This window comes from Ralstonia sp. 22111 (assembly GCF_052045895.1).
Taxonomy (GTDB): Bacteria; Pseudomonadota; Gammaproteobacteria; order Burkholderiales; family Burkholderiaceae; genus Ralstonia; species Ralstonia wenshanensis.
Genome location: NZ_JBQEPR010000009.1, coordinates 156,865 through 173,709, shown reverse-complemented (window position 1 = coordinate 173,709; position 16,845 = coordinate 156,865). Strand labels below are relative to the sequence as shown.

Below are 16,845 nucleotides of genomic sequence, written 5' to 3'. Positions count from 1 at the left end.
CCATGTCGCCAACTGACGGCCACGCCGACCTTGCCCACCCCGCACACGGGCGCGGCTGGCGCATGGCCGTCGCGCTGGCCATGGCGGCGTGCTGTGCGGCAGCGGGGTGGGGCGCTTACGCCATCGCACTGCAACGCTACGTTGCCACGCGCGCCGAAGAGGCGGGCCAGCGCACCACCTTCTACGCACAGAACCTGCGCAGCACGCTGGCCCGCTATGAATCATTGCCGAGGCTGGCGGCGCTGGAGCATGTGCTGCACGTCGCGCTGCAAGAGAATCCCCAGGCTGGCGACGCTGTCATGCGCCGCGCAGCCAATGCCTATCTGAAGGAAGTGCAGGCGGCCACCGATCTGGCCGCTGCGCACTTGATCAATACGACCGGCCTCACGATTGCGGCCAGCAACTGGGATCTGCCGACCTCGTTCGTCGGCCAGAACTACGCATTCCGCCCGTACTTTGTCGAGGCCATGCGCGAAGGGCTGGGTCGCTTCTACGGCGTGGGCAATACCACCGGCGAGACGGGCTATTTCGTGGCCGCCCCCGTGCGCGAAGACAACAAGCCGATCGGCGTGGTCGTCGTGAAGGTCAACCTCGATGCATTCGAGGCCACGTTGTCGCGCAGCGGCGATACGGTGCTGCTCGTGGATCGGTACGGCGTGATCTTCCTGTCGTCCGTACCCGAGTGGAAATACCGCACACTCGGCACGTTGAGCGCGGACCAGCGCGCAGCACTCGACGCGACGCGCCAGTACGCCCCCCACAACCTCACGCCGCTCGGAATGCGCGACGGGCAAGCCGCAAGCGTACCCTTTTCTGCGGACCACCCGCCGCAGACCGTGCGCGTGGCGTTGCCCGGAAAATCGGCGTCGACGCTGCGTGTGCAGTACCGCCCGGTGGGCCTGCTCGGCTGGCAGGTCGCCGTGTTGATCGACCCTCGCGACGAGCAGCGTACCGCGCTGGTGGCCGGTGCAAGTGCAGCGTTTGCGATGGCGTTGATCTTCGCCGTACTCGTGGCTTTGCGCCTGCGTACGCGCCGGCGCGAAGAGCAACACCGCGCGCGCGCCGCACTGCGCGAAATCCAGCGTGATCTGGAAGCACGGATCGCGCAGCGCACCGCCGAGTTGACGTCCGCCAACACCGCACTGGCCGGCAAGGTCGAAGCGCTCGATGCCGCGCAACGCATCCTGCGCGAAACGCGCGATGCTGCCGTGCAGGCCGGCAAGCTCGCCGTGCTCGGCCAGATGGCCGCCGGCATCACGCACGAACTGAACCAGCCGCTTACCGCGCTGACCACGCTCTCGGACAACGCCAACCAGCTTGCCGAGCGCGGCCGCATCGGCGAAGTGCGCGGCAACCTCACGCACATCAGCCAGCTTGCCGAACGCATGGGCCGCATCGTTTCGCACATCAAGGCGTTCTCGCGCAAGGGCGATGCGGCACGCGCGGCTGTGTCGGTGGACGAAGCCATCCGCCAGGCGCTGATGCTGGTGGAGACGCGTCGCCGCCAGGCCGGGGTGACGGTGGTGACCGAACCCGTCCCAGCTGATCTTGCGGTCTGGGCCAACGCCGTGCGGCTTGAGCAAGTGCTCGTCAACCTCATCCGCAATGCCATTGATGCCACCGCCGAGGGACCGGTCGCCGAATCGGCTACCGTGCGCGTAAGCGTCGAGCCCATCGAGAAATGGGTGCGCATCACCGTGCGCGACTTCGGTCCGGGCATTTCCACTGATGTGCTGCCGCGCCTGTTCGAGCCGTTCTTCACCACCAAGGACGATGGTCAAGGCCTGGGGCTGGGCTTGGCGATCTCGCTGGCGATCATCGAAGACTTTGGCGGCCGGCTCGAAGGCCGCAATGCGGGTGACGATGCAGGTGGCGCAGAATTCATCATCGAGCTTGAACGCGTTGTGAAACCCACATGACTGAACACGGCACGCCAGACCCTTCCCCCATCGACCACGCGCCCGTCTTCCTGATCGAAGACGATGACGTCGTGCGCCTGGGCTGCGAGCAGGCACTCTCGCTGGCCGACGTGCCGGTGCAGTCCTTTGCCGACGCGGAAAGCGCGCTGGCCGCACTCGCTGCGCAAACGCCGGCCGTGGTCGTCACCGACGTGCGCCTGCCCGGCCGCGACGGCCTGGCTGTGCTGCGCGAGATGCTGCGGCACGACCGCCAGTTGCCCGTCATCCTCATCACCGGTCATGGCGATGTGACGATGGCCGTGGCCGCCATGCGCGCGGGCGCATACGACTTCATGGAGAAGCCGTTCCACTCAGAGCGCCTCGTCGACGTGGTGCGGCGTGCGTTGGAGAAGCGCCGGCTCACGTTCGAAAACCTGCGTTTGCGTGAAGCGCTGCAGGGCCGGCAGGCGTACCCATTGATCGGCCAGAGCGCCGTCATGCAGAACGTACGCCGGCTCGTCACCGCGCTGGCACCGACCGATGCCGACATCCTCGTCACGGGCGAGACCGGCTCGGGCAAGGAAGTGCTCGCGCGCGCCATTCACGAAGGCAGCCGACGTCGCGGGCCGTTCGTCGCGCTCAATTGCGCGGCGCTGCCGGAGTCCGTGTTCGAGAGCGAGATGTTCGGCCACGAGGCGGGCGCTTTCACAGGTGCCAACCGCCGCCGCATCGGCAAGATGGAATATGCAGATGGCGGCACGCTGTTCCTGGATGAGATCGAATCGATGCCGCTGGCGTTGCAGGCCAAGCTGCTGCGTGCGCTGCAGGAACGCAGCATCGAACGGCTGGGCAGTAACGCCAGCGTTCCGGTCAATTGCCGTGTGGTGGCTGCCGCCAAGGTCGACCTGAAGGAGGCATCCGATCACGGGCAGTTCCGCGCGGACTTGTATTACCGCCTGAACGTCGTGTCGATTGCGCTGCCGGCGCTGCGCCAGCGTGCCGAAGACATTCCGCTGCTGATGGCCCACTTTCTGCAGCAGGCCGCGGTGCGCTACGAGCGTGCGGCGCCCGATTGGTCTGCGCAAGACATGATGCGCTGGCAGCACCACGACTGGCCCGGCAACGTGCGCGAACTGAAGAACGTGGCGGAGCGCTTTTGCCTCGGATTGGACGACGGCCTGGTGGTTTCAGAGGCGAGCCAGCATTCCCTGGCCGGCCGGATGATGGCGGTCGAACGCACCACCATCGAAGAAGCACTGCGCGCCACGGAGGGCAACGTTGCCCGTGCGGCCGATTTGCTCGCCGTGCCGCGCAAGACGCTATACGACAAGCTCAATCGGCACGGCATCGAGCCGGACAAGTTCCGCAGCAGTTAGCGCAGCGAGGATTCGCCGATCTTGCGGCCGCCTTGCGGAGGCCAGCACGTTGCTGCCAGCAGCACGGCGGCCACGGCGTAGATCGCTTCGGTCACCGCCAGGGGCAGCACATGTACCTGGTACAGCGCAGCGGGCAAGTCAGCCAGCGCATGCAGCAACACCGCCAGCACGACGATCACAAACCGCCGCTGCCGCACCGCGTGCCACACCACCAGCGTGAGCGTGAACTGGATCAGCATCGCCGCAAGGCGCTCGCTCACCGCACCGAGCGCCAGCCACGGCGACAGCTGCGCCAGCATGGCATGGATGGTCCCGACCATGGCATCGGCACCGCTGGCCGCGAGGCGCGATTCCAGCTCGCCGCGGTTGCTGGCAATGCCGAACATCACCATCTGGGCCTGCGATGCCGCACCGACCAGCCAGGCTTCGATGCCCGCGTGACCGAGCGCATACGCCACCGGTGTGGCGGCACCCCCCGGCTTGCGCACGAGAAAACGCAGGCCGAGCCAGCGGCCGCTTTCCTCGAACAAGCCGGCCATCAGCGCGCCGTAGATGACGAACAGCACGGGCATGCGCAGCCAGTGCGCCGTGGTCGGGTTGAGCTGCAGCAGGTACAAATGCAGCGTGCGTTCCAGCACCAACGCAAACACCACAAACACCGCCGCGCCCACGCCGATGTCGCGCCATGCCAGGTCGAAGCGCCGCCGCAGCCAGAACCACGCTACGACGGGCACGCTTGCGATGAGCAAGGCCGCGATGGCGTGGGCAACAAGGGCAGGGATGGCGACGGTGAACATGGCGGATGGAGACAGTCGGGCAATCGAGTTGGCCGCATGCTACCTGAGCGTGCTGGCGCGAGTCTTGCGGGCCGATTGTTACAATACGTACCTGCGGCAGCAATGCCGCTTCTTGGCTTCTTGATATGGCAGGACGGACGGTCGTGAAACGCATGATGTGGCGGTGGATCTGGATATGCAGTGTCGGCGTGGGCGCCTTCGGCATGGCGGTGCCTGCCCAGGCTGCACGCTGGCACCAATACCTGACGACGACGTCCGTCGTGGCTTCCATCGATCGCACGTCGCTGCGCTCCAACCGTACCGGTCACAAAATTTTTCTGGCGCGCACGGTGCTCAAGCGCAGTGAACGCCGCGCCCATGGCGCCCATTACCGGCCCGGCACGATGATCCTCTCGCGCCAGGAGATCGACTGCCATCGCCAGCGCATCCGCCTGGTCGACTACGTGGTGCGCGGTCCCGACGGCGCCACGCTCGATACCGATACCGCAGCCGGCGCGCACTGGATGCGCATCCGCCCCGGTACGCTCGCGGCGCGCTCGGCCGCCTATGTCTGCGGCCGCCGTTAGACACCGCGGCGACTCGACATTGATCGGCGGGCATAGCACTATGGTGTTTGCCCTCACACCACAACAAGACGCCGGCCGCGAGGGGCGCCGGCGCCAGCCGACCGTTTGATGAAACTGACCCTGAAGTCGCAGGCGGCCATCATGGCGACCGTCATCAGCGTGACGGTGGTGAGCGTGTTCGGCTGGTCGCAACGCGAGCCGATCCGCCGCGAGGTGATGGCGCAGATCAAGGCGCAGCAGACGGCCATGGTTAAGGAGTCGGCGGAAGACCTGAAGCAGCGGCTGGACACATACCTGGGCGTGCTCGAGCGCACTGCGCAGCAGATGCGCACCGTACACTTTGACACGCCGGCGCAAGAAGCGGCGTTCTACCGCTCCATCCAGCCGGCCAGCGGCCTGTTCGATGGCGTGTTCCTGGCCTCGGCTGACGGCAAGGTGACAGCCACCTCGCCGCACCGCGCGGGCGTGGTCGGCATCGACATTTCGGATCGGGATTACTTCAGGCAGGTCATGGTGGTCGACCAGCCGACCATCTCCGCTCCGCTGCGCAACCGTGTGGGCGGCGAGCCCATCGTCATCATGGCCGCGCCCGTGCATGATCAGGACGGCAATCTCGTCGGGCTGATCGGCGCGTCGCTGTACCTGCTCAAGCCGAACTTTCTGGGCGACATGCGCGATATGCGCGTGGGCCAGACCGGCCATGTCTACCTGGCTACGCGAGGTGACAACCCCGTTTATATCGTCCACCCCCAGGCCGACAAGACGCTGGCGCCGCTCGATGCCGATCCGGCGGTGGCCGCAGCCTTTTACGCGAATCCGGACGCACTGCCTGATCGCGGTGGCGACGTGGTCACCACGCAAGACATCACCTCGGCCGGCTGGACCCTCGCTGCGGTGTTGCCCGGCGCCGAGGCCAACCGGCAGCTCTTCCTCATGCGCCAGCGTTTTCGCTGGTCGCTCCTGGTGCTGGCGGCGATGATCGGCGCATCGGTGTGGGCGGCGATGCTGTGGCTGTTGCGCCCGCTTGGCCGGTTGCATTCAGCCATGACGCAGCTTTCGGCCACGGACTTGCGCAACGCGCCTCCGCTCGAGCTGGGCAGTACCTCTGCGGAAATCGACGCAGTATCAACGGCGTTCCATAAGCTGATGGACGAGGTCGTCCGCCAGCGCGCTGAACTCGAAGCCGTCAACGATGCGTCGCCGCTCGGGTTGTTCCGCTCGGATGCGGAGGGGCGGACTGTCTATACCAACGAGGCGTATCGCCGGCTGCTCGGTGCAACGCATGAAGAGGCGCTGGCCGACGTGTGGCTTGCACGTCTGCATCCGGACGACCGCGATGCCACCATGGCCGGTTGGCGCGACGCGGTTGCACGCGGGGCCGGCTACAACGCCGAGCAGCGCGTGATCGTGCCAGGCCTGGGTGAGCGACTGCTGGTGGTCACGACAGCGCCGGTGCGGGTGGACGGCGAGGTGGTCGGCCACGTTGGGGCCATGGAAGACATCACCGTGCGGGCGCGGGCGCAACAAGCCTCGCGCGTGCTGACCAAGATCCTCGACTCCACCACCGACTTCGTTGCGCAGAGCGACGTACAGGGCAACGTCACCTACATGAATCCGGCCGGCCGCCGCTTTGCCGGCATTGCGCCGGGTGCCAATCTCCATGGCCTGACGGTTGCAGATTTCTACCCCCCCGAGACAATGGGCTGGCTGCGCGAGGTGGCCGTACCCGCAGCCTCGCGCGATGGCGTATGGATTGGCGAAACCACCGCGCGAGGTGCCGAGGGTCAGGTCGTGCCGATCAACCACATGATCATCGCGCACCGCGATCCTGCCGGGCGTATGGAGTATTTCTCGTCGGTCATGCGCGACATCACGCAGGACAAGGCCGCCAAGGAAGCGCTGCAGCGCAGCCGCGAAACGCTGCAGACCGTGACCGATGCGCTGCCCGCGCTGGTGGCCTTCATCGACACCGAGGAGCGCTTCCGCTTCCTGAATGCCGCCTACGAGAAAGCGTATGGACGATCGACCGTGAGCATGCTCGGGCAGACGCTGCGCGAAGTCGTGGGGGACGACGCTTACAGCAACCTCCGCGATGCGTTGCAGCGTGCGCTGGGCGGAGAGACGATGGTCTTCGAGCGCGAGACCGGGGCCCTCGATCAATACCGGTGTGAAGAGGTCAGCTATCTTCCGCAGTTCGATTCGCAAGGCCGCGTGGCGGGTGTGCATGCGGTCACGCTGGATATTACGGAGCGCAAGAAGCAGGAGCTGCGCCTGCGCGCGCTGACCACCACCGACCACCTCACCGGCCTGGCCAACCGTGCCGGCTTTGAAGCGCGTTTGCAGGCGGCGCTGGACCAGGCACGTGTGAATGGATCGACCGGAGCGCTCCTGCTGATCGATCTCGACCACTTCAAGGTGGTCAACGACACGCACGGGCACGCCGTTGGCGATGCGCTGCTGCGCACCTTCGCGCAGCGCTTGGCGCGCGCCGTGCGCCCGTATGACGGCGTGGCGCGTTTTGGCGGTGACGAGTTTGCCGTCATCCTGGAGCACCTGTCGCACCCGGGCGACGCAAAGACGGTTGCCGCGAATATCCTTGCCGCATGCAACAAGCCGTTTCGCCTGCGTGAGGCGATGGTGCAGGTGGGCGCGAGCATCGGTATCGCAACCTTCGACGCGCGTACGCTGGCGCAGAGCGTCGTCTTCGAAGCCGCCGACGAGGCGTTGTACGAAGCCAAATCGCGTGGCAAGGGCTTGTTTGTCAGCGCCGACGAGCTGCCCACGGGCTGATTTCGCAGTGCGGCAAGGCACGCAGAAACGGGTACGCTCCACGTCGATCTGACGGTGTTGCGCAGGCAATGTTGCGCCGCAATGACTGCCCCCCAGGCCGGGCGGCGGACAATCCCCTATCGCACGGTCGTGCGCTTTCCGGTAAAGTCCCGCGACTGACTGCACGCGCCGGCCACCCCGGCGCGTCGCACAAGAGCGCTGTACCCATGGCGCCTTCGCTTCACACTCCGACGCACTTCCGGTGCACGCATGCCCGATCCGGCATCGCTCGCCCGGCAGGTCTTCCGTCGTTTCGCCAACGTTGTCTTGTCTTCGTGGCGCGAAACCCGGCAGGCGAGCGTCCGGACGCGATGCAGGGCGCATGCGGGGGGAGCGACGGTGTTGGGCCAGCGCATCTTCGAGACGCATCGCATTCAAGCAATCGCGACGGACAAACAAGGAGCAGGTTCGCATGCAAAAAATGATCAAACGGCTGCTGTTGACGGCAGTGGCTGCGGGGGCGGCAATCGCAACGGGCGCGGCAACTGCGGCCCAGGACATCAAGATCGGTGTGGCAGAAGCGCTGTCGGGCGGCGCAGCCCAGTATGGCGTGGCCATCCGCAACGGCTTCCAGTTGGCCGCAGACGAAATCAACGCCGCGGGCGGTATCAACGGCAGCAAGATCGCACTGGTGATCGAAGACGAGCAGGGCAAGAAGGAAGAGGCCATCAACGTCTTCAAGAAGCTGATCTTCCAGGACAAGGTGGCGATGGTGTTCGGCCCCACGCTGTCGAACTCGGCACAGGCGGCCGACCCGATCGCGCAGGCTTCCAAGACGGTCGCCTTTGGCACCTCCAACACCGCAGACGGCATCACCAGCATCGGCGATTTCGTCTTCCGCAATTCCGTGACCGAAGCCGACGTGCTGCCGGCAACGATCCAGACCGTTGTGAAGAAGGCCGGCGTGAAGAAAGTGGCCGTGCTCTACGGCAACGACGACGTCTTCACCAAGAGCGGGTACGACAACTTCAAGAAGGCGCTCGAAGACCTGAAGATTCCGGTGACAACCACCGAGACCTTCGCCAAGGGCGATGTCGACTTCAAGGCGCAACTCACGAAGATCAAGGCGACGAACCCGGATGCGATCGTGCTGTCGGCGCTGATTGCCGAAGGTGGTCCGATCATGGTGCAGGCGCGTCAGCTCGGCCTGAATGTGCCGGTCATCGGCGGCAATGGGATGAACTCGGTCAAGGTGTTCGACCTGGCCAAGGATAAGTCCGACAACCTGTGGGTGGGCAGCCCGTGGTCGATCGAGAACCACACGGCCGAGAACAGCAAGTTCATCACCGCCTACACCGCCAAGTACAAGGCCGCGCCGGACCAGTTCGCCGCGCAGGCGTATGACGCCATGTACATCGCGAGCAAGGCGCTGAAGACGGTCAAGTTCAGCGGCAACCTCGAAGCCGATCGCAAGGCAATCCGCGATGCACTGCCGGCAGTCAAGCACACCGGCGCGACGGGCGCGTTTGCCTTCCGCCAGGTGACGGCACGCGGCAAGCCGGCCGGCTACGACGCCGTGCAGACGCCGATCGTGAGCGTGACCAAGAACGGCAAGTACACCATCGAGAAGTAATCTTCGGTTCTCGTTGAAACCCTTTGAACGAGACAGGCGGGGCGTAGCTAAACCTACGCCCCATCGCTTTTTTTGCGGCTGCTTTGGTGACTGCTTTGGTCCCCTTCGGCCGCACCTCACTCTGATTCATCATGCTGGAACAGCAACTCGTCAATGCGCTGTCGCTCGGCTGCGTGTATGCGTTGTTCGCCCTGGGGTTCACGCTGGTTTTCGGCATCCTGGGCGTGATCAACCTGTCGCACGGCGCGGTCTTCATGCTCGGTGCCTATGCGGCGCTGCAGGTCGTCCTCCACTTCGATCTGCCGCTGTGGGCGGCGCTGGCCGTCGGTTTTGCCGTGAGCGGCGTGGCCGGCCTCATCATCGATGTGCTGCTGCTGCGCCCGCTGCGCCGGCGCAACGCGCCGCACCTGATCCCGATGATCGGCACCATCGGTGCGGGCATCGCCATCAATAACGCCATGCAAGGCGTGTTCGGGGCGGAGAACCTGCGATTCCCGGCGGGGCTTGTGTCTGACGCCTCGCTGGACCTGGGCGGCATTCATCTCACGCCGCTCGAGCTGAGCATCATCGTGCTGTCGTTCGTGCTGATGGGCGCGCTCATGCTGCTGCTCAAGCGCACGCAACTCGGCCGCGCGCTGCGCGCGATTGCAGAGTCGCCGAAGGCGGCGGCGCTGCTCGGCATCAATGTCGAAGGGCTGTTCTTGCTGACCTCGTTTGCGGCCGCGGCGCTGGGCGGGTTGTCGGGCGTGCTGATCGGCCTGTACTCCAACGCCGTGTTCCCGTTGATGGGCCAGCCGATGCTGCACAAGGGCATCGCGGTCATCATCCTGGGTGGCCTGGGCGATATTCGCGGCGCAATGTTGGGCGGCCTGTTCCTCGGTTTTGCCGAAGTGCTGTCGGTGGCCTACATCGGCTCGACCATGCGCGACGCGGTGGCGTTCGGCTTGCTGTTCCTGATCCTGCTGGTGCGGCCGCAAGGCCTGTTCGGCAAGGTGCTGGAACGCAAGGCATAAGGAGACCGACGACATGGAATGGTTCGACAACTTCTGGTCGGTCTACAGCAACCTGGTGCTCACGCTGGGCATCAATGCGTTGCTGGCGCTGTCCATTTACCTGACGCTGTCGTGCGGCTTGCTGGCGATGGCGAATGCGGCCTTCATGGGCATCGGCGCCTACACGGCGGCGCTGCTGACGATGAATGCCGAGATGCCGTTTTCGGTCGCCCTGCTGGGCGGCATGGTGGCACCGGCCGTGGTGGCCGTTGTCATCGGCCGGCCGACGCTGCGTCTTTCCGGCGTGTATCTGGCCATGGCCACGCTTGGTTTTGGCGAAGTCGTGCGCGTGCTGATCCTGAACACCGAAGACTGGACCGGCGGCGCGCTGGGCCTGAACGGCATTCCGCAGCTGACCGAGTGGTGGCACGTGGCGCTGGCCGTATTGGCGACGCTGTTCGTGCTGGCGCGCATGCGTCGGTCGAAGGTTGGCCGCGCTTTCGAGGCCATCAAGGAAGACGAAACCGCTGCTGGCCTCATGGGCATCAACGTGGCCGGCACCAAGCTGCTGGCGTTCACGCTGGGTGCGGCCATCGCCGGGCTCGCGGGTGCACTCAATGCGCATCTGACGTTCTTCATTGGCCCGAACGAGTTCGGTTTTGATCGCGGCGTGGAGATTCTCACGATGACGATCCTGGGCGGCACCAACGGCCTGACGGGCCCGGTGCTCGGCAGCCTGATCCTGTCGCTGCTGCCCGAGTTGCTGCGTGCGTTCAAGGATTTCCGCCTGGTCGTGAACGGCGTGATCCTGATGGTGATCGTGCTGTTCCTGCCCAAGGGCATCTGGGATCCGGCGCGTTTCGCGCGCTGGTTCGGCATCAAGCGCGGCGGCACCATGCCGGGCACGGGCAACACCCCGGCTGCTTCCAATGAATCGCACTGAGGCCGCCATGCTGAAACTCACCTCCATCTCCAAGCGCTTTGGCGGCCTGTCGGTGCTGCAGGACGTCAACATTGAAGTGCCGCAAGGCACCATCTTCGGCTTGATCGGCCCGAACGGCGCCGGCAAGACGACCGTCTTCAACCTGATCACCGGCCTGCTGGCACCCACGGGCGGCTCGCTGACGTTCGCCGGCGAAAATCTTGTCGGCAAAAAGCCGCACCAGATCACGCAGATGGGCATCGCACGCACGTTCCAGAACATCCGCATCTTCAAGGAGATGACGCTGCTGGAGAACGTCGTGGTGGGCATGCACCGGCATCTGGACTACGGGGCACCAGGCCTGCTGCTGTCGCTGCCCAAGTACCGCGCTGCCGAGCGCCGCGCGCGCGACCGGGCGCTGGAGCTGCTCTCGTGGGTCAAGCTCGACCACAAGGCGCACGACATTGCCGACAACCTCTCGTACGGCGACCAGCGCAAGCTCGAACTCGCGCGGGCGCTGGCCACCGAACCCAAGCTGCTGTTGCTCGACGAGCCCGTCGCCGGTATGAACACCGGCGAGAAGGTCGACCTGATGGCCGAGATCGAGAACATCAAGGCGCGCGGCTACACGATCTTCATGATCGAGCACGACATGCGTTTCGTGATGGGCCTGTGCGAGCGCATTGCGGTGCTCAACTTCGGCCGCATCATCGCCGAAGGGCCGCCCGAGGCGATCCGCAATGACCCGCAAGTCATCGAGGCGTACCTGGGCCGCGATGACGACGATGACGCGAACGGCGATGCCGCGCAGAAGGAGACGGCATGACCACGTTGCTGGAAGTCAAAGGGCTCGATGTGTCGTACGGGCACATCGCAGCCGTCAAGGGCATCGATTTTGCGCTCAAGGCCGGCGAGATCACCTCGCTGGTGGGCGCAAACGGTGCGGGCAAATCGACCACGCTGCTTGCGCTCTCGGGCCTGATCCCAAAGTCGCAGGGTGACGTGCGCGGCCAGATCCTGTTTGAGGGCGAAGACGTCACGCAGTGGTCCGCCCACAAGCGTGTGGAGCGGGGCATCGTGCAGGTGGCCGAAGGGCGAGCCACGCTCACCACGATGACGGTGCGCGAAAACCTGGAGCTGGGCGCCTACACGCGCAAGGACAAAGGCCAGATCGCCTCGGACCTGGAGCGCGTGTTCCACCTGTTCCCGCGCCTGAAGGAACGCATCGACGGGCTGGCGGGCAACCTGTCGGGCGGCGAGCAGCAGATGCTGGCCATTGGCCGCGCGCTGATGGCTCGCCCGCGCGTGCTGCTGCTGGATGAGCCCTCGATGGGCCTTGCGCCGATCATCGTGCAGGAGATCTTCCGCATCCTGCGCACCATCAATGCCGAGGGTCTGACGATTTTCCTGGTCGAGCAGAATGTGCGTCAGGCGTTGAAGATCGCGCAGCACGGCTACGTATTGGAAACCGGCGAGATCGTGCTGGCTGACAGCGGCAAAAACCTGTTGGGCAATCCGCGCGTGCTCGAAGCCTACCTGGGCGGCTGAGCGTTCCGAACACGCCTCGGCATGCAATATTGCCGAGGCGTAAGAACCGCATATCCATTGGGTTTGCGGTTCATTTTCATCCAAAAGCGTACCCGTTTCTGCGTACGTTCAAATCCCTGCCAAGACGTGGCGCTGTGCGTCGAACAGCGCGATCAATGCGTCGGCCACGGCCCGCACGCGCGGTGATCGTCGAACGTCGGGGTGGATCACCAACCAGATTTCTCGATGCAACGCAGGGTCGTCGATGGGCAATCGGCGCAAAAGCGTACCCGTTTCTGCGGGCGCGCCGAGCAGGTGAGGCAGCGCCGCGACACCCAGTCCGGCCAGCGCCGCCTGATGCATTGCGGCCAAGTCGCTGCAGCGTAAGACCACGCGACGTTCGCCTGCGTAGTTGTCCAGCCAGCGCTGTTGCGGGACGTGGCGGAGGTTTTCGTCGTAGCCAATGAATTCCCATTCGGCTTCGGGGCGTGCGAGTACTTCTGCGGTGGCGTACAGGCCGTAGCCGAGGTCGCCCAATGGCCGTGTCGCCAAGGTCGACGACGTCGGACGCGACAAGCGCACTGCCAGGTCGGCTTCGTGCGCCATCAGGTTGGCGTTGCGCTTTTCGCCCAGCAGCACGAGGTCGATGCCGGGCCATTGCCGGCGCAGTGTCGCCAGGTTTGGCGCAATGATGTGGCTGGCCACCGTGGGTGGCGCGGAGATACGCACCGTCCCGCGCAAGCTGCCCGCGCCCGCTGCCGCACGCGCAAAGCCGGCGGCTTCCTGCTCCATGCGCTCAGCGCGCTCGGCCAGTGCGTTGCCTTCAGCGGTCAGGCGCCAGCCGCGCGGCAGGCGGTCGAACAGGCGCACGCCCAACGATTGCTCCAAGGCATCGGCACGCCGCGCTACCGTGGTGTGTTCCACCGCCAGCCGCCGTGCGGCGGCCGACAAGCTGCCCTCGCGCGCCAGCACGAGAAAGTAGCGCACGTCATCCCACTGCAAGGAAGAGGAAGGTTCGGCCGCCGCCGCACGCGCCGGGGCGCGCGCATTTTTTGGCCGACCTGGGCTTTTTTGCACAGAAGCTGATCGGTTTTTGTGAATTCCCGGGTGATTCTGAACGGATTACGCTTCTTTCACAACGTGACGAACGCAGTACCCGTCATCCACCAAACCGAAAAGCGTACCTATTTCTGCGAGGACTTTTGTCATGCATGCCAAGGTGATCCAACTGCGCGAACCCGGACCGGCATTGGGTTTGCGGCCCGCCAGCCTGATGTTGGCGCCGCCTGCGCCGAACGCGTTGACGGTGCGGCACACGGCCATCGGCGTGAACTTTGTCGACGTGTATCACCGTGTCGGGCTGTACCCGGTGCCGGCATTCCCAGCGGTGCTCGGGGTAGAGGGCGTTGGCGTGGTGGAAGCGATGGGGTCGGAAGTGCGCGGCTTTGTCGTTGGACAGCGCGTGGCCTGGGCCGGCCTGATGGACGGCGCACCCGGCGGCTACGCCAGCCACCGCAACATCCCGGCCGAACGGGCGATTGCCTTGCCCGATGCGCTGGATGACGAAACCGTGGCAGCCACGTTGGTCCGCGGCATCACTGCACACATGCTGCTGACGCGGGTACGGCAGACGCGCGCCGGCGATACGCTGCTTGTACACGCTGCAGCCGGCGGCCTGGGCGTGTTGCTGGTGCAGTGGGCCAAGCGCCAGGGTGCGCGTGTGATCGGCACGGTTGGCAGCGAAGCCAAGGCCGCCGTCGCGCTGGGCCACGGCGCAGACCACGTTGTGCTGCATCGCCAGCAGGATGTGCGCGAAGCCGTGCTGCAGCTCACCGGCGGGGAAGGCGTCGACTACGTGATCGACGGCATTGGCGGCGCGATGCTGCAGACCTCGTTGGCGGTGACGCGGCCGTTCGGCGTGGTGGCCAGCATCGGTCAGGCGGGCGATGTCGGCAACGCCCAAACGGATGTCGTCGATCTTGCGGCGCTTGGACCGTCGCGCTCCATTGCGCTGGCGCGGCCGGGCGTATTCCGCTACATGGCCAATCTGTCGAACTACCGGGCAGGAGCGCAGGCGGCATTGCAGCGCATGCTGGATGGCGTGCGCGTGCCGGTGGGCGGTACCTATGCGCTGGAAGATGCGGCCGCCGCGCACGCCGCGCTGGAAGCGGGACAGACCTCAGGGGCGTTGCTCTTGCGCCCTTGAGAACCCCGCGCGCCGAAGGGTTTCCGTACAAAGCGTACCCATTTCTGCGGGACACTCAGCATCGTTGCTTCACGCTGCCAGGTCTCGCGTTTCGAAGGTTTGACCTCATCCCACAAGGAGCCATCGCATGCCGTACCTGATTCTTTTCAACTACACCGCACCGCTCGAAGCACTCGATCGGGTGCTGCCTGCGCACCGCGCGCATCTGGACGCGCACTATGCGAGCGGCCACTTCCTGATGTCGGGGCCGTTCTTCCCGCGTGAGGGCGGTGGCATCCTGGCGCGTGCCGAATCCCGCGAAGAGATCGACGACATCGTCGCGCGCGACCCTTTCGTCATCGAAAACCTCGTGCAGGCGCGCGTCATTGCCTGGGGCCCGAATCGTCGGAGTGCTGATACACCGCAGGCGTGGTTGCCAGACGCCCTGGTCGCGACGTCGACTTAAAACCGGTGCGGCGCCGCCGCTATCATGTCGGCTTGTCCTTGCGCGAACCGACATGACCGACACGCCGCCGCCTCAATCTGAAGTGCCGCGCCAGCCATGGTGGCGGCGCGCGACTGCCCGGCTGCCGTTCGGTCGCGAGCATCTGGTGTTCGTGATCGCCGGGGTGATCGGCTGCGCAGGCGCCTTGTCGACGATCCTGTTTCGCGAGTGCCTGCGCCATCTGCAATGGTGGCTTTCCGGTACGGACCAGGGTTTGGTGGCCACGGCACGCGCGCTGCCATGGTGGGCGCGTCTGTTGGTGCCGACGGTAGGTGGACTGCTGGCAGGCATCACCTTGCAGGTGGGCCTGAAGTGGATCCCCCGAAAAGGCTCGGAAGACTATATGGAAGCCATTGCCGTGGGCCATGGCGTGCTCAGCGCGCGCCAGAGCCTGGTGCGCAGTGCGTCGTCGTTGTGCTCCGTGGCCAGCGGCGCGTCGATCGGGCGCGAAGGGCCGATGGTGCAACTGGCAGCAATGTGCGGCTCGCTGGTCGGCCGGGTACTGCGGCGCTGGACGCCGGTGCCGGTCGAGCAACTGCGTCTGCTGGTCGCCTGCGGTGCGGCCGCTGGCATCACCTCTGCCTACAACGCGCCCATCTCGGGCGCCGTGTTTGTCTGTGAAATCGTGTTCGGCGTCATCACCACGGCAACGCTCGGGCCGCTGCTGGTGGCGGCTGTCACCGCCGATATCGTGGTGCGCCAGTTCTTCGGGTACGGGGCGGTCTACGAGATGCCGCACTTCGATTTCGTCTCCGGCTGGGAAGTGCTGACGTATCTGGGCCTTGGTTTGGCGGCGGGGATGGTGGGGCCGCTGCTGCTGGGGCTGATCGACCGCGCGCGTGATGCGTTTGCACAGACCAAGCTGCCGCTCACGCTGCGATTGGCGGCCGGCGGGTTGATTGTCGGTGCGCTGTCCACGGGCGTGCCCGAGGTCTGGGGCAACGGCTACAGCGTGGTCAATAGCTTTCTGCACGAGCCGTGGCTCTGGCAGACGGTGGCGCTGGTGCTGATCTGCAAGGTGGTGGCGACGGCGTCGAGCGCGGGCTCTGGCGCCGTGGGTGGCGTGTTCACACCCACGCTGTTCTGTGGCGCTGCGCTCGGTTTGCTGTACGGCACGGGCATGCACGCGCTGCTGCCGGGTGCTGCGCCGGTGCCGGTCAGCTACGCGGTGGTCGGTATGGGTGCGCTGCTGGCAGCCACCACCCATGCGCCGCTCATGTCGATCCTGATGATCTTCGAGATGACGCTGTCGTATCAGGTGGTGCTGCCACTCATGTTGGCGTGTATTACCGGCTATGTGACGGCACATGCAGCCGGTGCGCCGTCGGTGTATGCGCGTGCGCTGGCGCGCAACCGTGCAGATGCCGGCGACGATGCGCAGCACCTTCCATCGCCGTCACCGAGCACGCAGAAATAGGTACGCTTTGCTGGTTTGGGAGGCGCCTGACCACAGATATTCCTTGAGGGCAAGCTTGCCAAGTCAGCTAAATCCAAGGAAAAGCGCTCTATAAGCCTCTTTGAATTGTGCGTTTCCGGGAACTTTCAGGAGTTTTTGCGACATTTTGTTGCTGTTGCGAATCGTTATCATTTATATTTGCGTCCGCAATTCGTAGTGCGCTCTCGTGCACGGCGGCACGGGCGCAGGAGGGCGTTCCGGAGCGGCTGGCACTCAATA

Annotated in this window: 14 protein-coding genes; 12 read left to right on the top strand and 2 right to left on the bottom strand. The window is 65.3% G+C overall.

Features of this window, described 5'->3' with window-relative positions; genetic code table 11:
- Positions 1 to 2 precede the first annotated feature (2 nt).
- Both ACTJK4_RS20880 and ACTJK4_RS20875 read left to right on the top strand, forming a co-directional pair.
- On the top strand, positions 3 to 1,919 hold the full coding sequence (locus tag ACTJK4_RS20880; protein ID WP_316869277.1) for a sensor histidine kinase: 1,917 nt from the start codon (positions 3 to 5) through the stop codon (positions 1,917 to 1,919).
- Positions 1,916 to 3,274, top strand: a complete 1,359-nt coding sequence (locus ACTJK4_RS20875) for a sigma-54-dependent transcriptional regulator (RefSeq protein WP_232038811.1) — start codon at positions 1,916 to 1,918, stop codon at positions 3,272 to 3,274. Before ACTJK4_RS20880 ends, ACTJK4_RS20875 begins: the two co-directional genes overlap by 4 nt.
- Here ACTJK4_RS20875 and ACTJK4_RS20870 read toward each other — a convergent pair.
- Positions 3,271 to 4,071 (bottom strand): YhfC family intramembrane metalloprotease, encoded by an 801-nt coding sequence (locus ACTJK4_RS20870; protein ID WP_260801117.1) that lies wholly within the window; start codon positions 4,069 to 4,071, stop codon positions 3,271 to 3,273. The two genes, ACTJK4_RS20875 and ACTJK4_RS20870, sit on opposite strands and share 4 nt — an antisense overlap.
- 125 nt (positions 4,072 to 4,196) lie before the next feature.
- On the opposite strand from ACTJK4_RS20870, the gene ACTJK4_RS20865 reads away from it, so the two are divergent.
- The 7 genes from ACTJK4_RS20865 (at position 4,197) to ACTJK4_RS20835 (ending at position 12,501) form a co-directional block, all read left to right on the top strand.
- Positions 4,197 to 4,637: a surface-adhesin E family protein gene (locus ACTJK4_RS20865; RefSeq protein WP_232038809.1), complete on the top strand. Its 441-nt coding sequence runs from the start codon at positions 4,197 to 4,199 to the stop codon at positions 4,635 to 4,637.
- Between the two features lie 108 nt (positions 4,638 to 4,745).
- Positions 4,746 to 7,427: a diguanylate cyclase domain-containing protein gene (locus ACTJK4_RS20860; protein WP_316869279.1), complete on the top strand. Its 2,682-nt coding sequence runs from the start codon at positions 4,746 to 4,748 to the stop codon at positions 7,425 to 7,427.
- 451 nt (positions 7,428 to 7,878) lie between these two features.
- Complete coding sequence (locus tag ACTJK4_RS20855) at positions 7,879 to 9,039, top strand: ABC transporter substrate-binding protein (protein WP_252694067.1); 1,161 nt, start codon at positions 7,879 to 7,881, stop codon at positions 9,037 to 9,039.
- A gap of 131 nt (positions 9,040 to 9,170) precedes the next feature.
- Positions 9,171 to 10,052, top strand: coding sequence for a branched-chain amino acid ABC transporter permease (locus tag ACTJK4_RS20850; RefSeq protein WP_232038806.1), 882 nt, complete (start codon positions 9,171 to 9,173; stop codon positions 10,050 to 10,052).
- A 13-nt stretch (positions 10,053 to 10,065) separates the two neighbouring features.
- Positions 10,066 to 10,974, top strand: a complete 909-nt coding sequence (locus tag ACTJK4_RS20845; RefSeq protein WP_232038805.1) for a branched-chain amino acid ABC transporter permease — start codon at positions 10,066 to 10,068, stop codon at positions 10,972 to 10,974.
- Between the two features lie 7 nt (positions 10,975 to 10,981).
- A complete protein-coding gene (locus ACTJK4_RS20840; protein ID WP_440077693.1) occupies positions 10,982 to 11,779 on the top strand; it encodes an ABC transporter ATP-binding protein in 798 nt (265 codons plus the stop codon).
- Positions 11,776 to 12,501 (top strand): ABC transporter ATP-binding protein, encoded by a 726-nt coding sequence (locus tag ACTJK4_RS20835; protein ID WP_004632384.1) that lies wholly within the window; start codon positions 11,776 to 11,778, stop codon positions 12,499 to 12,501. Before ACTJK4_RS20840 ends, ACTJK4_RS20835 begins: the two co-directional genes overlap by 4 nt.
- 108 nt (positions 12,502 to 12,609) lie before the next feature.
- Here the strand turns inward: ACTJK4_RS20835 and ACTJK4_RS20830 are convergent, their stop codons facing one another.
- Positions 12,610 to 13,482 carry a LysR family transcriptional regulator gene (locus ACTJK4_RS20830; protein WP_232038803.1) on the bottom strand — a complete coding sequence of 291 codons (873 nt, stop codon included), beginning with the start codon at positions 13,480 to 13,482 and terminating at the stop codon, positions 12,610 to 12,612.
- Between the two features lie 205 nt (positions 13,483 to 13,687).
- Between ACTJK4_RS20830 and ACTJK4_RS20825 the strand changes: the two genes are divergently transcribed.
- The 3 genes from ACTJK4_RS20825 to ACTJK4_RS20815 all read left to right on the top strand — a co-directional run bounded on the left by ACTJK4_RS20825 (position 13,688) and on the right by ACTJK4_RS20815 (position 16,587).
- On the top strand, positions 13,688 to 14,686 hold the full coding sequence (locus ACTJK4_RS20825) for a quinone oxidoreductase family protein (RefSeq protein WP_440077692.1): 999 nt from the start codon (positions 13,688 to 13,690) through the stop codon (positions 14,684 to 14,686).
- A gap of 127 nt (positions 14,687 to 14,813) precedes the next feature.
- On the top strand, positions 14,814 to 15,131 hold the full coding sequence (locus ACTJK4_RS20820; protein WP_440818836.1) for a YciI family protein: 318 nt from the start codon (positions 14,814 to 14,816) through the stop codon (positions 15,129 to 15,131).
- Between the two features lie 52 nt (positions 15,132 to 15,183).
- Positions 15,184 to 16,587 (top strand): ClcB-like voltage-gated chloride channel protein, encoded by a 1,404-nt coding sequence (locus ACTJK4_RS20815; protein ID WP_232038800.1) that lies wholly within the window; start codon positions 15,184 to 15,186, stop codon positions 16,585 to 16,587.
- The last annotated feature ends 258 nt before the right edge of the window (positions 16,588 to 16,845 follow it).